This is a genomic window from Bradyrhizobium sp. Unk1, from assembly GCF_059512345.1.
On sequence record NZ_JCAMOP010000049.1, the window covers coordinates 47,684 to 61,402 of the forward strand.

Annotated in this window: 16 protein-coding genes; 3 read left to right on the plus strand and 13 right to left on the minus strand. The window is 59.8% G+C overall.

Annotated elements, in window-relative coordinates; translation table 11 throughout:
* The first annotated feature begins 126 nt into the window (after nt 1-126).
* The gene (locus AC5ZFO_RS40060; RefSeq protein ID WP_496123570.1) at nt 127-780 is read left to right on the plus strand and encodes a recombinase family protein; all 654 of its coding nucleotides are present in this window, start codon (nt 127-129) and stop codon (nt 778-780) included.
* 574 nt (nt 781-1,354) lie between these two features.
* On the opposite strand, the gene AC5ZFO_RS40065 is transcribed toward AC5ZFO_RS40060, so the two are convergent.
* The 3 genes from AC5ZFO_RS40065 to AC5ZFO_RS40075 form a co-directional block, all read right to left on the minus strand.
* Nucleotides 1,355-3,427, minus strand: a complete 2,073-nt coding sequence (locus tag AC5ZFO_RS40065) for an AAA family ATPase (protein ID WP_496123571.1) — start codon at nt 3,425-3,427, stop codon at nt 1,355-1,357.
* Nucleotides 3,428-3,481: 54 nt separating this feature from the next.
* Nucleotides 3,482-3,793, minus strand: coding sequence for a hypothetical protein (locus AC5ZFO_RS40070; protein ID WP_496123572.1), 312 nt, complete (start codon nt 3,791-3,793; stop codon nt 3,482-3,484).
* Between the two features lie 488 nt (nt 3,794-4,281).
* Entirely contained in the window at nt 4,282-4,563 is a 282-nt protein-coding gene (locus tag AC5ZFO_RS40075) for a helix-turn-helix transcriptional regulator (RefSeq protein WP_496123573.1), read from the minus strand.
* Nucleotides 4,564-4,953: 390 nt separating this feature from the next.
* On the opposite strand from AC5ZFO_RS40075, the gene AC5ZFO_RS40080 reads away from it, so the two are divergent.
* Nucleotides 4,954-5,193 carry a helix-turn-helix transcriptional regulator gene (locus AC5ZFO_RS40080; protein WP_496123574.1) on the plus strand — a complete coding sequence of 80 codons (240 nt, stop codon included), beginning with the start codon at nt 4,954-4,956 and terminating at the stop codon, nt 5,191-5,193.
* Between the two features lie 709 nt (nt 5,194-5,902).
* On the opposite strand, the gene AC5ZFO_RS40085 is transcribed toward AC5ZFO_RS40080, so the two are convergent.
* The 8 genes from AC5ZFO_RS40085 to AC5ZFO_RS40120 all read right to left on the minus strand — a co-directional run bounded on the left by AC5ZFO_RS40085 (nt 5,903) and on the right by AC5ZFO_RS40120 (nt 9,695).
* On the minus strand, nt 5,903-6,034 hold the full coding sequence (locus AC5ZFO_RS40085) for a hypothetical protein (protein WP_496123575.1): 132 nt from the start codon (nt 6,032-6,034) through the stop codon (nt 5,903-5,905).
* Between the two features lie 21 nt (nt 6,035-6,055).
* A complete protein-coding gene (locus AC5ZFO_RS40090; protein ID WP_496123576.1) occupies nt 6,056-6,385 on the minus strand; it encodes a hypothetical protein in 330 nt (109 codons plus the stop codon).
* Nucleotides 6,386-6,459: 74 nt separating this feature from the next.
* The gene (locus AC5ZFO_RS40095) at nt 6,460-6,921 is read right to left on the minus strand and encodes a HEPN domain-containing protein (RefSeq protein WP_496123577.1); all 462 of its coding nucleotides are present in this window, start codon (nt 6,919-6,921) and stop codon (nt 6,460-6,462) included.
* Complete coding sequence (locus AC5ZFO_RS40100) at nt 6,921-7,583, minus strand: SOS response-associated peptidase (RefSeq protein ID WP_496123578.1); 663 nt, start codon at nt 7,581-7,583, stop codon at nt 6,921-6,923. Before AC5ZFO_RS40100 ends, AC5ZFO_RS40095 begins: the two co-directional genes overlap by 1 nt.
* Nucleotides 7,584-7,644: 61 nt before the next feature.
* Nucleotides 7,645-7,803: a hypothetical protein gene (locus AC5ZFO_RS40105; RefSeq protein WP_496123579.1), complete on the minus strand. Its 159-nt coding sequence runs from the start codon at nt 7,801-7,803 to the stop codon at nt 7,645-7,647.
* Nucleotides 7,804-8,059: 256 nt separating this feature from the next.
* On the minus strand, nt 8,060-8,473 hold the full coding sequence (locus tag AC5ZFO_RS40110; RefSeq protein WP_496123587.1) for a hypothetical protein: 414 nt from the start codon (nt 8,471-8,473) through the stop codon (nt 8,060-8,062).
* Nucleotides 8,474-8,579: 106 nt separating this feature from the next.
* Nucleotides 8,580-9,110: a hypothetical protein gene (locus AC5ZFO_RS40115; protein ID WP_496123580.1), complete on the minus strand. Its 531-nt coding sequence runs from the start codon at nt 9,108-9,110 to the stop codon at nt 8,580-8,582.
* Nucleotides 9,111-9,245: 135 nt separating this feature from the next.
* Entirely contained in the window at nt 9,246-9,695 is a 450-nt protein-coding gene (locus AC5ZFO_RS40120; RefSeq protein ID WP_496123581.1) for an HdeD family acid-resistance protein, read from the minus strand.
* A 308-nt stretch (nt 9,696-10,003) separates the two neighbouring features.
* Between AC5ZFO_RS40120 and AC5ZFO_RS40125 the strand changes: the two genes are divergently transcribed.
* Complete coding sequence (locus tag AC5ZFO_RS40125) at nt 10,004-10,936, plus strand: helix-turn-helix transcriptional regulator (RefSeq protein ID WP_496123582.1); 933 nt, start codon at nt 10,004-10,006, stop codon at nt 10,934-10,936.
* 353 nt (nt 10,937-11,289) lie between these two features.
* Here the strand turns inward: AC5ZFO_RS40125 and AC5ZFO_RS40130 are convergent, their stop codons facing one another.
* Together AC5ZFO_RS40130 and AC5ZFO_RS40135 are read right to left on the minus strand one after the other, a co-directional pair.
* A complete protein-coding gene (locus AC5ZFO_RS40130) occupies nt 11,290-11,508 on the minus strand; it encodes a hypothetical protein (protein ID WP_496123583.1) in 219 nt (72 codons plus the stop codon).
* 720 nt (nt 11,509-12,228) lie between these two features.
* Nucleotides 12,229-13,011: a bestrophin-like domain gene (locus AC5ZFO_RS40135; protein ID WP_496123584.1), complete on the minus strand. Its 783-nt coding sequence runs from the start codon at nt 13,009-13,011 to the stop codon at nt 12,229-12,231.
* Between the last annotated feature and the right edge of the window lie 708 nt (nt 13,012-13,719).

Below are 13,719 nucleotides of genomic sequence, written 5' to 3' on the forward strand. Positions count from 1 at the left end.
TCGGGACAGCTCCTGTCGGCCCTCCCTTCCGCTGACCCAATCGATGCCCCGACCGCGTGTGCGACTCTTGCGACCTCCGCACGTTTGTAACATACTGACGCTCGTCTGCATGTTACGAGATGGATGATGTCGCAGCCCGTTGTCGCCTATTATCGAGTGTCGCGCGAGAAGCAGGGTCGGTCGGGGCTCGGTCTCGACGGCCAGCGGCGCCTCGTCTCGGCCTTCGCCTCCAATGAAGCGATGGAGATCGCTGGCGAGTTCACAGAGGTCGAGACCGGTAAGGGAGCGGATGCGCTGAATAGGCGTCCCCAGCTTGCCGCTGCCTTGCGGGCGGCAAAGAAGCTCAAATGTCCGGTCGTCGTAGCCAAATTGGACCGCCTATCTCGCGACGTGGCGTTCATCGCCGGCCTGATGGCCAAGCGAGTGCCGTTCATCGTCACTGAGCTGGGCAAGGATGTCGACCCATTCATGCTGCACATCTATGCCGCCGTGGCCCAAAAGGAGCGCAACGTCATCGCGGAACGCACCCGCATCGCCCTTGCGGAGGCCAAGCATCGCGGCAAGCGGCTCGGCAATCAAAGACAGGCCGACGTCAACAAAGCCGCTGCAGCGACTCGGGACGCCCAGCTAGAGCCCATCCTGAAGACCATGTGGGATCTCCCCTACCGAGAAATCGCGCAGGAGCTGACCGATCGCGGCATCCCCTCGCCCCGAGGCGGCATCTGGAATGCGATGACGGTGATGAGGGCGATGAAGCGACTTGGCATCGGAGGTGAATGATGGCCGTCCTGATGGGAGCTCCGACGCAGCGCGAGCGCTACATCTGACGCTTTCTTCACAGCCTTTCGGGGGGATTCCCCTGGGACGCCTTGCACCTTTGCTTTAAGCCCCTGCGATACAGCAGATACTTCGCGGCCCGATTCTTCCGGATCGTTTGCAATCCGCGCCCGCCATGCTTCAGGCAGGTCGAGACGCCCTTCAGTGCAATATTCCGGCAGCGCTGTCCTGTGCACCTGGCGATGGCCTGGCACAGCCGCCGGTTCGCGCGGCCGGGCTCGAAGGCCGAGCGCACCCTCGATGCTCTCCAAGCTGGGTTGCCGCTTCCAGCCGTCTTGCCCATCCACCTGACTCCAGACCGAGGCTTGATGTGGAAGTACTGTACGCCTGATTACAAGCTCTGCATTAAGAAATCGCAGACCGCCTCTTGGGAGGCGGACCGGGCACGGCTACGCGCGCCGTTGCGCGTTTGGTGCTCCTTTGAGGAAAAGCCAAAGCGCGCAACTTTGCGCTTTTGCTTTTCCCTTAGGGCACCGATCAATAAACGCGCAGACCTGATTGCGCGTTTATTGCGCCTTTAGATTCGATCAAACGAGCAAGTTGTTCCGGGCCGCTTGGTGTCATCAACGTGTAACCCCGTCGCCGACTTTCGGGTCGCTGGGTTCATGTATTCGCGTTCAACCAGCACCCCGTTGCTAATCCATGACCGGATGATTTCTCGCGCCTCCTTCTCGGACTTGCTGGGTGCCCATTTTCGAACCACCTTCCAAGCGGCACGGCTCCTTGCATTCGGCGCACCGCTATAAAAGGTTCCATCCCCCAAACCTTCGTCGATTGTGGTCAAGATTTTGTTGAGCACCGCGTTGTCCAAGCCATCCCAAGTTTTGGGTGGTGCCCATAGCTCCACTGTTTGAACCTCGTCGCCGTTTGGGTAAAGTTCAGTTCCGTTGTTGAGACGCACGCCGATCAACTTGAACCAGGTTGCTCCTCCGACCGAGGGCGCCGTATTGATCTTGGCGCGATTAAGACGAACGTATCGCCGCCGCTCCTCCTCGGTAATGTCAAACATCTGCGCCTCCAGCTCGCTCATCGGGGTCAACGTATGGGTAAGCCGAGCGGCGTCGATCAGGGAGCTCGCGCCACGACCGCGGCGAGCATCGCCGGGCCTTTCCCCGCCTTTGGAAGTATGGTGCGGCACATGAATGGCGATACTGTATCTGGCAGCGATGTCAGTAAGCGCCTCTACCACCTCATCCATGGCACTGTTTGAGTTCTCCTCGACCCTGTGCGCCTTAATCAAGGGATCGATTATGACGCAATCGATGCCGTTCGCCTTGATCACGGTCTCCAGATTGCGCCCAAGCTGACCGTCCACGATACTACCTCTGGCACCCACGATTTTCAGCTTGCCAGCCTGTCGTCCTGGTGCAGCCAGAAACAGCCAGCCGTCAATGTCAGACAGTTGAATGTCGTAGTGTAACCGTGCTGCCATGACCCGGCGCACCAGTTCGTCACGCTCGTCCTCGAGGCTGACAATCAGCACGCGTGACCGCTGAAACACATGCTCGCCCGTAAGAGGACGCCCGGTACAGAGTGCGAGGCCCTGCGCGACGCAAAGTGCGGTCTTGCCAGTCCCGCCGTCGGCGAGCACCGAGCTCACGTACTTTCGACAAAAGCTATTGCCGAGCAGCCATTCGCGCGGCGGAGGCGGATCAACATCCTGCCCTGCATTCCACTCGCCAAGTCCGACCGCAAGATCATCGCTTATCCGATCAGGCTGCTCACGGTACTTTTCCGCACTTCCAACCAGCCGGGAAATCTCCTCGTACCGGTTGCGCCACCTTTCATCGCGCGGCGCCGCCGAGCATTCCATCAACGCGCGGAGATGGTTGCATGTCGCGTTGGCGCCGGCACCCGCCCGAACCATCTTGGCAGCCAGACTGAGCAGCGAATCATGCAGGCTCACGCCTGTAAGAACGTTGCTGACCAGCGTCGTCCAATCACCAGTGCCTTTGGCACCAGCCTGCCCCTCGTTGGCCGTCGGGCGCCCTCCCACACGTTCATAGCCGAACTCACTGACCAACAGGTCCACGATATCGTCCACGAGCCGCTGAGCTTCACCGCCATCGAGATATGGCAGCTCCTCCCATCTGGTCTCACCCAGCTCACCACCGAACCACGTGTAAGGTTGGTCCGTTTCGGGGTGTGCGCCAAAACACACCAATTGCTGGCCGTCCCCCAAAAGCTCAATCTTCTCACCAGCCACCCCGTTCGGCGCCGTCAAGCTTACAGCGATTTTCTTGAAGGGTTGATCGGTACGAAATGGAATAGCTCGCTTTGGCGCTTTTCCGATGCGCGTGAGCACCGAGCCATATTCTTCATACCGATCCCGCACGAGCTCCTCGACCGCAGCCGCCGCCTCGTGATTCAGGATATCAATGTCGAGGGCGGGAGCACGTGACGTCAAGATGCCGGTGTTGATTGCGCTGGGGTAGAGCTGGTCCCACAGATCGATTTCTCCCGCGCTTACATCGTACTTCGTCTCCCACTTCGGGAGCGGCGGGCGCTTTCCGATAATCGGCAACGGTGAGAAGCCGGCCGCACGCAACTTCAGTCGGACCTCCGAGGGCAACGCGGTCGCTTCCGCCATTTCGTGCTCGCAACGTAAGTGACCCCGGCAGCATGAATGCTGCCGGGGTATCGCTTAGAACGGGATGTCGTCGCCACCAGTGCGATCGTGCGGCTTGGACGGGGAGATCGGCTTGATCAGCACGCTCTGCTGGCGCTGCTTTTCGAAAGTCGTTTCGCCAGCGTAGAGCTCAACGGTCTTGCCGATCCAATCATCGGAATCCCACCCGTACGCATGAGCCAACGTTCGTGCGTTGGTCTTGTTGAGCGACAGCATGTTTCCGCTCTCGAACTTCACGTCCTTGCTGCCGAAGTTGCCTTCTTGGATTGCGACGATTTTCTCCCGGAGGGGAGCATCGACAACGTCCTTGTATTTGATGTAGGCCACGCCAACATATTCTCGCATATCCATGTCACTCTCCTTGCATCACTGCGATTTCATCCACCGTCCTGAGGATCAACACAGGCGGCAGGAAGACTCCCTGAGCGAACGTGCCGGGAAGATGAGCGGCCGGCGCATTCTCGGCATGCGAACCAGACGCCGGCGGAAATGCATTGCTTTCAACTTGATCGGCCAACAACTGCCGAGCGGCATAGCTGCCGCCTCAGAATGCTTCCGATGTCCGGTGTTTCCTCGAAAGTTACGACGGGAGCCCAAAGCTCCGACAATGTCGCTGGTTGCCCAACGCCATTTGATGCCCAAGTTGCGGGTCACCTGGATCAACGTATCAGGCACAATCATAGCCGGTCCTCTTCTCGGCCCTTGGCCGATTGGTAGACCGGGTGTAAAAGGCGGGCTCACTGTAGTTCGACGGCCGCTCTCACCCGGTCGCAAAAACGAAAGCGCCGCCCTCTCGCCGGGGCGGCGTTCGCTATTTATGCGCTCGGAATGCCTTCACGTGTCGGCGCTGACTCCCCCGATGGACAGGCCCTCTCCCTGACTGCATCGGTCTCGCGCGCGGCGATCCATTCCGAAGCGGCAAGCTGGCTGATGCGCACGGCCCAGCCAATACGCATCTCGCGCGGCGCGAGTCCCTGGCGCTTCAACTTCTCATAGGTCGAACGGCTGATACCAACCGAGCTGCAAAACTCATCGACCGACCAGCCCAGTCGCGGCACCGGGTGCCTCTCGATGTTCGCTGCAATTGAGCGCGCCATCGTCGTCCTCCTCCTATTCACGGCGCACCGCGCCACCTCACAGCAGAGCATGTCGCTGTTCATTGACGGACGAAAGAGGCGTGTTTGGTACTCTAGTTTCGGCGTGTTTCGGCCAGTTCTCGCTCACGAGCTTTTGAGTCAACGGGTCTCCGCTCGAAGTGCGCGCAGGCGATCGGTCGCGCATTTCGTTGGCTCGATCAGCTGCAAGACATCACACTATCGCTCGAAGCTTTGGTTCTTGCCCTTGTGCAGTAACGTTGAAGCTTTGGTGCAATCCTCGAGAGCAAGCTGAAGCTAAACTTCCTAGAAGGCGCTAACGATATCGCTATACTCGTCGGAGCATCGTGCGCGAGCGTGCTGTTTCATGTGATCCAGAAGCGAGAGTGCGAGATGGCAACGAATTATGAGATTCGCCGAGTTCTTACTGAGAAACAGCTTCTAGCGATCATACCGTTCAGTCGAACGACGCTTTACCGCCTGGTAGTCGCAGGTAGATTTCCGAAGCCAATCTACATCAGTCCAAATCGGAAGGTTTGGTACGAGGACGAAGTCCTGGCCTGGCTGAACGCGGTCAATGAATTTGATCCGCGCCGTGGTCGCGGCAAAGGACGCCGCCGGCGTGTCGCTTGATTTCGCAAGCTACCGATAGGAACGGGATGCAAGAGAGGAGACTCACATGGTCAACGGATTTTCTCAAGAATGGTTCGTCGCGGACTATCTTCCCGATGTTGTACCGGTTTACGTTGTGAGATCTCGCGACAAGCGGCTCTGCACGGAGGTCCCACCTTCGGTCACCCAGGTGGCCGTCCCGAGCAAGAAATTCATCGAGCACTTGAAGCGAGTTGAGGCTCACCGCATCGCATGTTCGCGGCGCGGGTGGTACTTTTTGAAGGGAGGATACTGGCGTTCCGATCGACCACACATGGTTTTTGCAATGAGGCATCCCGGTGGGTGGACTATAAGCCGCTACAGTCAAAGTGCCGCGCCCAATAAACGAGATGAGTGTTCCTCCCTGGAGTCCTTGTTCGCCAGCGCAGGGATCCCGGTCTTGTTGCCCGAATTTTGGCTTACGGCCCTCGCAATCGAGAATCCTGCCCGACTCGAGCTTTGTTGGCGCGACGACGTTCTCCTAAATCTTAGCGATTAGAGTTCGAGACTGATCTGACGATCTCAAAGAACCAGATTGACTCCGCTCGGATCTACCGAGCAACCTCTTGAGCCGGCGCTTGCGCCGAGTAGGGGCAGGTCGCGCAACTCCTCGCCGTCATGCTCGATCAGGTCGAAGGCGTGCAACGCCGTCTCAAAGCCCTAGCGCGACGACGGCACCCCGGACTTCCGCTCACAGCCAGCTGAACATCAGCCGGTAGTCATCGTGCTTGATTTCGCGGACCCAGTCCGGGGCCGAATGGTGCCGCGCGGGCTTCGACGGCGGGCATGGTTCGATGAAGCCGGATGAGCGGCGCGCGATCATGCCAATCGGCAGGGAAAGGCATCAAACTGTGTCATCGCCTTCCCACGCGGGCGTCGAATAATCGAGAGCGACCCTTCTGCCCTCGAACCAGCCCCAATCGGATGCCTTTGGTTCGAATGGGCAACCATCCTCGCCCGGCGTGTACTCCCAAGCGATGAAGGCTTCGATGTACTCCGCTTCGCTCATCATTTCGGAGAGCGGCTGCGCAGCCCGCATGATCAGCACGGCTCCCTTCGGTGACACCCAAAGTGCAGGACACAGCAGAGTGCGGCGCCTCTCTTTCGAATTTCGGTACAGCTTCGCCTCATAGAGATTGCTGGCGCGTCCACGCTTGTTGCGGGCGACCTTCAAGGCAAACCAGCCAATCACAATGACCGGCGATCGCGTGCTTCCTGCTCTCGAAATCCGTATCACGCTGCTGCCGCCTATAGCGCCTCTGCCTCTTTGGAGATGTCGAAACCTTTCATTTTCAGAAGCAACTGAACATCGCGCAAGATCCCCTTGGTGAGACGGCACGCTACCTCGATTTTCGGCGGATTAATCTCCTCCAGTTTTTCGGGATAACGAAAGACAAAGTCCATCTGCAATGGCGATAGGAACTCGATGAACTCGATCGTCTCCGGGCTAAAGACGAGACCTGCTTTCGCACAAGCCCTCATTGCCCGCGCGAGGTCATGGCTTTTGTAGTCGCCGGGTCGCGGGTGCTCGTGCACGATCAGGTAAGCTGCGAGCGCGTTCTCAATGGCGAAGCCAATGAGCAGATATGCCGACAATCCCGCAATGCTCATCGGGTCTTTGCTGTCTCGTATCCTTTCCGCCCCGCGTAACAAGCCGACGGCGTAGGAGAAACGAAAAAGCGTCTGCTCGCCTATTGTCCTCTCCGTCATCAAGCCGCCGCCCTATCTTCCTTGTCCACCCCGCGCCTGACGATCTTGAGCGCATCATCGGGCAATGGCCGCTGCAATGCCTTCGCCTCGTCCCACGGCGCGCGCATCCACACGTCGCGCTCCTCGTCGGTTGTCAGGATCACAGGCATGGCCTTGGGGTGGATTGGCTCGACCACCGGATTGGGCGATGTCGTGAGGAAGCCGTAGACCTGATGCGGCCCCGGCACCGGCTTGGACTTCGTGCCGCGATCACCGTTGAACGTCGTCCAGATGCCCGCGAAGGCGGTCAGCGGCCGATCATCATTCAGGGCGAACCAGACCACGTCCTTCTTCTTGGTCTCTGGGTTCGGCTCCGGCGCGTATTCGGCGAAGCTGTTGAACGGCACCAAGCAGCGGTTCTCCGGCTTGAGCCAGCCGCGCCAGTGCGGCGACGACGTGTTGCGGATGTTGGTGACCGGCGGCCCGCCAGTTCGCGGCGGTGGCGGCATGCCCCATCGCATCAGGGCCAGTTCAGTCCCGGCATCGGTGTTGCGGATCACTGGCGCGGGGTAGTCTGGAAACACTCCCGGCATCGGCGCGAGGTTGCCGACGTAGCGATTGATCACGCGGAAGAGCGAGATGATTGCGGCTTGGTTGGTGGTGATGCTGTAGAGGTTGCACATTACGCGCGGAGACTACCGGGAATAGCCGCAAACGCCAAGACCGAGGCCGACTTGCATGGTCTTACTTCTTGAGAATGCCGATATCGGTGTTGCCCAAGTTCTTGATGGCGCGATTAGCGGCGGGCGTATCCACCGCGTTGTCATGCGAGGTTGGAGCCTGAGTAACCGAGGAAGCATCCACGTCGCCGCCGGTCGCGGCGTGGTTGAGCGCGTTGCCCACGTTGGGACCGGAGGACCCCGCAGTGCCGCTTATGCTATGCCCGGTCGATAGGGTGCCGCCCGCATAACCTGTGGAGCCGGTGGCCGCAGTCCCACTCGCCCCCGAGCCGCCACTGCTCGATCCACCTGCACTCTGGGCCAAGGCGAGCGAAGAGCCGCTAACGAGTAAGATCAAGATAACAGCGATGTGGTTCACAGAGCGGTCCTCTACATGAATAACCGCTCAATGAGTTGCACGTCCGATAGTTCCTAGGGGCCTACCGCTCTCCAGGCCACCACGTTGATGGTGGATCGCTCGCCGAAATCTTGGTGCGCCGGAGCGCCACGAGGTGGCTTCGCTTGTACGGATAGCCCCGCTCCGCCGAGCAATCCTTGCAGCGCATGTACCGCTCCAGCTCGTGGATCGGCGTCGCCTTCGGTCGCCGCACGATGTCCAGGGCGACCGTCTGACTGGTATCGCAGCCGATACAGCGGACTTCGAGATAGCCGTAACCGGCGTTCAGGGCGTCGCCGAGCGTCGGCGAGGGCTGCGCCGGTCCCTGAAACCCTCGCATGCGTGCGTTCCAAGCCTCACAGGCCAGTCGGTCGGCTTTCTTGCGTGCCTCCGCCGCCTGCTCAGCCGCCGCCCGAACGGACGCGCCATAGATGCTCTCGCGAGATTTGGTGCCCATGCTCGCGAAGATCGCCCAAAGGCCCAGCCATCGGCAAGCCGCTACGGATAGCAGCCAGTCACGTGGCGACCACAACTGAACGGTCAAGCGTCGCGAATACCGCCCCTCAATCCTGCCCTCCGAGCGGCGGCTCGTCCCACTCGTCTGCCTTGGCAAGTGCCGCTGCCGCCAGCTCGCGCCGGATTTGATCCACGACCGCGTCGATGCTGCGCCGCACCTGCGGGTCGCGCGAGCAACGGGCTGCCATGCCTGACAGGTGCGTCAAGGTGATGCCCGCGAGCTGATCGATCAGGGCATCGACATCGTCCCGGCGCACCAGTTCGCGCCGCTTCTCCATCAGCCGCAGTTGCAGCATCTCCGTTTTGGCCCTGACGTGATCGGCGTCCGCCTCGCTGCGTGGTGATTGAGGACGCTCGCGCCGTAGATACCGCAGATAGGCCACCCGGCTCTGGTCGAGCGGGAAGCCGCCACGCTCGCGCTCGATCACGCCGCTGGCTTCGAGCTTGCCGATGTAGGCCCGGCTGCAATCAAGGTGCAGCGCCAGTGCCGATGCGCTGACGGTCGCGGACTTTCTCGGTCGCGGCCGAGGGGCAGGCTTGGCGACGGGCGGACGATCATTGGTGACGGCCTCCGTCATCGTGTTCGCTCCTGTTGCGGTCGCGGCAGGATAGCTCACTTCCGCTTCCGGCGGCATAGCGGACGATACCCGGAGTTGCCACCCGGTTAGCCGGTCGCCAATGACCCCAATCCGGACATCATCCGGCTTTCCGCTTCAGAAACCCAAATGCACCAGAGCCAGCAACTGGTTGGTCAGGACGGTTTGTCGTGCCGACAACGGCACCCATTTCAGGGCTGCCGCGTATGCTGTCCGAGTTGCCTCACCGCGTTGACGTAAGTAAGGTCGCGGCCAAAATCGCTCATACATCAAGAGCACCATTGTTGTTTGGCCGCCGCAGTAAAACGTCGTGATGGCGGTGAGGATGCTCATGACGCCGTTCAGGCCCAACCAGAAGCGCGGACTTGTCTCGCCCTCGGAAGCCTTAACAGCGGCCCAGAGGGCGATAACCCCGTCGATCAAGGCATGGGCTCCCCACAGCAAGGTCAGCGTAACCAGCGTAGGACCACGCCAAAAGAATGCGAGAACGCCAAAGCCGATAAAGACGATTGCGCGCAGCAGCACGAGCCACCGATCGTCGGTGAGTGGCCTCGGTAGCTTCGTCATTGGTGATTTGCTCCATCAATTGCTTTTTTCGTGCAGCGAACGCCACACCAGCGAACGTGCCCGATGGATAGGGTCACGCGCGCCAAGCTACTTGTACGACCATGCTTGGTTTGGGACGTGTTTCTCTCAATTCCTTAGGAGGTCATGCTCGTTCTGGCGTTTTGAACCAGCAGCCTTCGCTGCGGTCCGACGCCTCTTCTGATTTGGCATCGGCGCAAATCCGGAAACAATGAGTTTCGATAGTTTCCGTTGTCGGTTTTCCGACGAAAGAGCAAGTTACAGGGAAGAGGCAAAAGTGAGGTTGGGCTATGGGTGCGATGAACCTGGAGGCCGTGGACCGGCCTCGCGCTTATGGAAACTATCTGGCGGAACGCTTCCATCAGGGAGAGCCAAGGTCCCACGTTACTCGCACGCGCAAGCACGACGTGCTGGCGGTGACCCAGATCAGGTCTCACGCGCCAATGTCAGCGCCCAGCCACTCGGTCGCCCGTGATGAGGCCTATCACGTTTGCCTGATGATCGAGAGTTTGCCGGACCTCGAGCTGTGGCAAGACGGTCATCCAGTCAAAACAGAGCCGTTCAAGGCTGGCACGACGGGGCTATTTGATCTTCGCCGCGACCCGCGCGGCTTTCATCGGACAGGGTACAACATTCTTCCGTTCTACCTACCCCGAGCGGTGCTCATCGACATAGCGCAGCAAAAGCGCGTGCGGTTTGATGGTGAGCTTCAATACACGTTCGGGTCGAGCTACGACGATGCGATCATCCGCAATCTCGGTTCGGCGCTGCTCCTTGCACTTGAGCGAGACCATCGCGTCGATGGATTGTTCCTCGACCACATTCTTCACGCGGTGGGCTCTCACGTCGTCGAGCGCTATGGCGCGCCGGGGGCGACGCGAGTACACGCGAGGGGTGGGCTTGCCTCTTGGCAGGAGAGGCGCGCCAAGGAACTGATGTCCGCGAGCCTTAGCTCCGACGTTACACTGAAGCGGCTCGCGGAGGAGTGCGGATTGACAGTCTCGCATTTTGCGCGGGCCTTTCGGCAATCAGCGCAGGTTCCGCCCCACCGCTGGCTGCAAGAGCGCCGTGTCGAAAAGGCCCTCACCATGCTCGCGGTCCGCGAGGCGTCGCTTTCGGAAATTGCCATAGATTGCGGCTTCGCGGATCAGAGCCATTTCGCCAGGGTCTTCAGACGGCAGATCGGCATTAGCCCGGGGAAGTGGCGCAAGGAAAATGCCTAGGATGGTCATAAACTGCGGAGTATCTGCTGTCGTCCTCAAGTCGGCGGTTCGACCGGGTAGCAGTTTGTGTCGGATGCCGCAGACGAAGCGCAAGAGTATAGGGTCAGGAACGTCCGTTGGCCCTTCGCGTCATTTCGCGGCGATACGGAATTTGGTCGCTATCGGGACATAGCGAACATTGAGTAGGACCACCGGCTTCCCTGCAACTGCAACCACGGATTATTTCGCAGGAAACATCCTCATACCGAGCCGTCGCGCGTACTCCGCGCGAGCGATGCGCTCCAAAGGACCCTGACCGGAACAGGCTTTGGCGCGGCGACAATTCTGGTCGGGCCGCCGCGCCAGTCGCCGCATCAATATCCGTACTGACCGGGACAGACCCAAGCGCCGTAGGAATTGTAGTAGCAGTTGTTGTTGTAACCGTCGCTGCCATAGGCGGCGGCACCCAGCGCTGCTGCTCCAACGGCCGCAGCGCCGTATCCACGATAGCCACGATAGACGCCGCCACGATAGGCTGCACCTCGGTAGACCCCTCTACGCGCCGCTGTACGCGCATAAGGATGCCTCACCATTCGATTAGCCACGTGTGCCCGGCCGCCGTAGCGGCCAGCGTGCATGGCACCGCCTCGGTAACCACCACCGTGAAACCCCCCACCGCCACCACGAAAGCCGCCGCCTCCTCCACGGCCTCCGCGAGCGAATGCATCGTCAGGGATTAGGCTCGCGCCGACAAGAATGACTGCGGCGAGGCAAGCCAGGACAGATCGAAACATGGGCGTTCTCCTCAAATGGAGTGCCTTCATCCGACGGCTTTGCAGGTGATGCGATGCGGACCAACGGCGAGCACCTCAGCGCAGCGTTCTCGACTTGCTCATCCGGCGATTGATCCAAGTCAACAAACGGAGGTCACTTGGCAACCGCGATTGAATTAACAAAAGTTAGCGACGTGGCGGCCCATAGCGCGTGTTATGGGTATGGGGTGGCAAGCCTTCTATCAGCTTTCGCAGGGCCGCAACTCAACCGGAGGCGCGCGTTCTCATGCGGACATTTTACTTCGATGTGAGAAGCGATGTGTCTGCGCTCGCCCCGTTTGAAAACCGATTTGCGCTTGATGCCGAGGCCGTCCGGCACAGCATGGACCTTGCGGCATCGCTACGACAACGGCACTTCAATAACGCGCCCGGACTTTTGATCTCGGTCCTCGACCAAACAGGCTGCGAAATTCACAGGGAGCCTGTCTATCCCCCCGGGCAAATCAGCACCGTGAGACGGCACACGCGTCGCCCGGATCGCTAATGAGGGATGGGCTCAAGCTGTTGCGCTTGCAATATCTTCACGGCGTTCTGCATTGGCACCGGCGAGATACGGATTGTGCTTCCCAGGCCCTGTTCTAGCTCAAGAAACATTCCGACAGCGCCAGCAACGGCTAACGCGGCTAGCGTTAGGATGACCGCCGATGTTGCATTGTGGGGGGCGAGTAGCCCGAAACTCGCGAACAGCAAGGTCAACCAGAAGACCAAGAGGGCGACAAACGCTTTCGGGGTTCCTTCTCCTAACTGCTGCGCGAGCAACCAACGTATATCACCGATCTTGCTCGCAAGAGCCGTGGCTTGTCCCAACCACCACTGGTCGCGAGCGTTCGAGGGGTTCAACGCAAGCAACATGTCCTCGACCCGCTGGAGCAGTTCGTAGGTAGTTGGGTTGCCGAGGTACACATTTCGGTCGTCGGGAAATAGGTCTTTAGCCTTGTGTTCGGCGTATTCTCGCAATGTCCTTCGGGCGGGGTCTGTATCAGGTCCGTATCGGCGCAATATCTGGTCCAGTCGTAAGATTTGCGCCGACAAGGTCGTCACTTCGCCAGCCAAACGATTGAACGACGTATTGGCATTTGAGATCAGAAGCCCCAGCACCAGCGCCGAAATCGTGGCGACTACGGTCATAGATAGAGATACAAGGCCTTTGGTCTCATCAGTCAAATGATCCTTTGGGAGAAGGCTTCTGACCTTCGAGCCGATGAATGTTCCCCCCAAGATGACGGCAAAGGCGAGAGCCCCGATAATCAGCGGATTGATCATGCCGAGTTCCCCATCGACTTCACAGACGCTTTCGCGTCCTAATCTGTGGACTGCAAGTATTTCAAGGCCAAACGCGCGTGGCGCAGAGCCTCTTTGTTTCCGGTCGCCTTGATCTCCTCGATGGCCCAAACCAACATCTGAACGGCCCCGTCCAAAGCCTTCGCGTTCATCTGGTCCCTGACCTCGCTCCGCGCGGGCCCATTGGCCCTAGCCGGTTTGAGGGCAACATGCCGCTCCTTCTGATCGTTCCTCGGCGTATCATTGCCGATGGGAGAGACGAGGAGCCCGAGTAATGACCCGACACGTTGACCCATCCTCAGCGCGCGCCAAAAGGCGTAAGAGCCTGCCCGTAGGGGACTGCAGCGCCGGTAGCGCGGGGCGACAAACAGGTGGGGCAAACCGCGACAACGCACTGACCGAAGGGGCGACACCGAGGGGCTCAACGACACGCTTAAATCGGGCCGACCGGCGCACAGTGTGAAACTAGGGCCTAATAGGGCCCGGCCGCTTCCGGCCGATCCCGTCGCGATCAGCTAAAAGCCAAAAAATGCCTGCATATTCATAGGCTTTCGACGTTCTCAACGGCCCAAAAACAGAGCTTGCGGAAAGGACCACACGGTTTTGCCGTACGCACGGCCCGCCATTTCGCCGCAGTTTTTCCAGCCCTGTCGACGGAGCCGGAAACTTGCAGACGAGACGAACCTGACA